Raw genomic sequence first — 3,268 nt, 5'->3', positions numbered from 1 at the left:
AAGTCATCTTCCCATCCAGAAACGAACAAGCCTACTACTTCGTGACCTTCTTCCTTAAGAAGAGCAGCAGAAAGTGAAGAATCAATTCCACCAGACATAGCAACAAATACACGGCTCATAGCAAAATTAATCTTGATTAAACTTAGATTTGCTATGAATGTAGATCTTAACCTTTTCCACGCTACGTTCGTTGCTTGAAAGAATTTCAATATCGAACATGTCATGGTAAATTCGGAATCCAGCTTTAGGAATGATCCCTGTCACGAAAAAAATGTATCCATTAATGCTTTCATAATCTGCGTGTCTTGGAATAGAAATATCTAACTGCTCTTCAACCAAATATAGACTTGTCTTTGCGTCAGTCAAGTAGCTTCCATCAGAGCAAAGAACAATCTCTTCCTCTTCATCCTCATCATATTCATCACTGATATCTCCGACGAGTTCTCCCAAAACGTCTTCAATAGTAATCACACCAGAAGTCCCGCCATATTCATCTACTACAATCGCTAAATGGGCTTGACGGATTCGAAACTCTTGCAACATACGTCCAAGTGAGATTGTTTCAGGAATAAAAAAAGGGTTCTTTCCGAGTGATGCAACAGGGGAATTCAAAAGGGAAGGGTCATCTCTAGATGCAAGAAAAGATTGAAACAGATCACGAGACATTAAAATGCCTACAATATGATCAATAGAATCTTGAAAGATTGGCGTCCTTGTATAACCTTCTTCCAGCCAAAGCTCAAGTGCTTCAGAAAGAGTAGCCTGTCCATGGATAGCTATCACTTTCACTCTAGGAACCATCACTTCCCGAACAATTCTATCATGATAGCGTAAAACACCTTTTAGAAGCGTTTGACTTGTTGGGTCATCTAGCCCTGTTTCGTTTACATCGTGAATAACATCACGCATTTTATCTCTAAAATCTTCTAAAGAATTTCTAGATGGATTTCTCTTTTTCAAAAATAACCAAGTTAAAAATGCACTAATCGGAGAGAGAACAAAAAGTATGAAGGAAGAAAATAATGCAAAATATTGTTGAACTTGTAATGAGTTACTAACAGAAATCCAACGAGGTAAAATTTCCCATAGTGTCTCCAGAAGGATAGTAGATAAAATTACGTAAAAAACAGAAAGGGCTAAATTTCCTTCTCGGGGAATACACCACATCCCAATAAAAATACTGCAAAAATGGCGAAGAATCTGGGAAGAAATGAGCAGATTAAATCCCAACGGGCAAACCTTATTCCCAAAGACTTTCGCCAAAAGATGTTTGTAAAAGAAAAAACTACCAAGACTCGCTATGTTCGATTCAATTTTGTAGCGATATATCCGAGCTAAATTCAAAGCAAGAGACGAAACAACAAAGCAAGATAACGCCAAGGACGCAATGCCCACAGAAAGTTTGAATGAGAGCAAAAAAAATTACCTCGCTAAACTATGGAGACAAGAAACATCAGAACAAACTGTTCCTATTTCAATGTCAGGATTCAATGTTAGCCTCTCGCGAAGCAATAAAGAAATTATCCACTTTTGCTTAGCATACATTTCTTCTTTTCCATTAGATGAGTCGTCCTCAAATCCAACCAAATGAAGTAATCCGTGAACCAAGTAAAGTAATACCTCCTCATAATGGTCCACTCCATGAGACTTTGCATAATCGATCGCTACTCTGGGACAGATAAAAATTTCACCCAAAAAATCAGCTTTGAAAGGAGGGCACTCCTTTTCGTGACAAGGGAAAGAAAGGCAATCTGTTGGAGAATTGTCTAAAAAGAACTGCTCATGTAACTGACATATCGATCCCACATCAACGAAATATATTGTCAGTTGAGAACATGAAACCTTCAATAACTTCAGAACCCAACTAACTAACTTTGTGAGGCTTCTTAGAGAAAGAAGCAAATCCCTTTGAGAGTTTTCTACAGTGAGAATGAGCATGAAGCAGTTTAGGTCAGTCTACCGAAATTAAAGGAGTTTTAGGAAGCCCAGTAACATTGCATTTGCCCTCTTCCCATTTGCCAAGCTTTCTCAGAATGGCTATTCTTTCCCATCTTGTTAGGACACTTCTCCTCTGAGAAGACTTGCTTTTCTTTCCGTAACTACGATGTTTAGACAAAACCAACCTCTTTTGTTAAGAGAATCTCGAAATCTTTCCAACAAAAATACTCAACCCAAGAACTCCTGGGACTGCATTTTTCACCACTCGAAATGGATTAAGATCAAGCCCATCAGAGGATTCTCTCCGTGATAAACGAACTCTCCTTCTTCTTGGCGAGCAGGAGCGATCTCTCATTTTTTTGCTTCTTCTGGTCATCTTACTGGATTGCCCAATCTATTACATATCTGGCGCAAGCATATCGAGATTAGGAATAAAGAGGTATACCGATTGAAATTTATTTTCCTTCTTCATTCAGAGCTCTCAACTGATCCCAACCTTTCTAATCTTTTCAACCGTTTGATTTTTTTACTGATCTTCTTTTTATTTTTTTTAATCCTCAGTTGAGTCAGGCAAAAAGAAATTTGTGGAATATGTTCTTGAATGTAGTCTTCGTTTAGTACACCTTTTTTCTTTCTTTTTATTGGTTTCGTTCGTTTCCTTGCACTATGTTTGCTAAACGTTATGATTTGACATATTGAGCGAAGTAAGAGATTTTGCGCCTTCGGTTGAGTGGATTTGGTAATCCAATGTAGGATCTGCAATGATCCTTTTTCATTAATTTGTGCTTTTAATATTGGAGCTGAGAGAGCTTTGTCGTGTCTAGCTATAAGGAGTGTTACTCTTTTGAATAGATCATTTATTTTCTGAGATGATCTTTTTAATTTTTCTTTCTCTTCCCAAATAGTGATTAAGTCGCGTTCTGCCCAATCTGGCGATAACAGGTGTAATAGTTCTAGGGTAGACCGATTTTTTCTTTCCCCTAGGCTTATTGAGTCTTTGGGAAGTTCGGCAAGTAAAGAAGCATTGTACTCCACACGGTCGGTAAGTGTGTCGAGGTTAAATTTATAACAATTTTTAACCGAAGCCTCGTTTTGATCAAGAGAAGTAAAAGGGTCAAAGAGATTCACTTCTTGAAGTGAAACTGTGTAGTCTTCATGTTTTGGAGATTGCCTACTTTGCAAGTGGGATTGATCTTTTTGGGATGGCATAAGTACTTTACGTGTTGTGATGTGAAGAAAGTGTCTGTTAGGTGAAAAGCTAACTTTTGGGGAGAGAAAGAAAAATTAAAAAGATCATCTCAGAAAATAAATGATCTATTCAAAAGAGTAA

At 37.6% G+C, this 3,268-nt stretch carries 4 protein-coding genes and 1 pseudogene; all 5 read right to left on the bottom strand.

Going from position 1 to position 3,268, the window contains the following annotated elements; translation table 11 throughout:
- Window positions 1–119 (bottom strand): annotated as a pseudogene (mnmA, locus tag GCCT14_RS04105) (tRNA 2-thiouridine(34) synthase MnmA); the annotation flags it as partial.
- Between the two features lie 7 nt (window positions 120–126).
- Window positions 127–1,416, bottom strand: a complete 1,290-nt coding sequence (locus GCCT14_RS04100; RefSeq protein ID WP_108624347.1) for a hemolysin family protein — start codon at window positions 1,414–1,416, stop codon at window positions 127–129.
- 6 nt (window positions 1,417–1,422) lie between these two features.
- Window positions 1,423–1,938 carry an rRNA maturation RNase YbeY gene (gene ybeY / locus GCCT14_RS04095; RefSeq protein ID WP_108624346.1) on the bottom strand — a complete coding sequence of 172 codons (516 nt, stop codon included), beginning with the start codon at window positions 1,936–1,938 and terminating at the stop codon, window positions 1,423–1,425.
- 13 nt (window positions 1,939–1,951) lie between these two features.
- Window positions 1,952–2,116: a small basic protein gene (locus tag GCCT14_RS04090; protein WP_108624348.1), complete on the bottom strand. Its 165-nt coding sequence runs from the start codon at window positions 2,114–2,116 to the stop codon at window positions 1,952–1,954.
- Window positions 2,117–2,406: 290 nt separating this feature from the next.
- Window positions 2,407–3,147 (bottom strand): hypothetical protein, encoded by a 741-nt coding sequence (locus GCCT14_RS04080; RefSeq protein ID WP_108624344.1) that lies wholly within the window; start codon window positions 3,145–3,147, stop codon window positions 2,407–2,409.
- Between the last annotated feature and the right edge of the window lie 121 nt (window positions 3,148–3,268).

The sequence above is a fragment of the Candidatus Similichlamydia epinepheli genome (assembly GCF_003056015.1).
The sequence above is the reverse complement of the archived record's forward strand: the minus strand, read 5'-3'. Positions and strand labels throughout refer to the sequence as shown.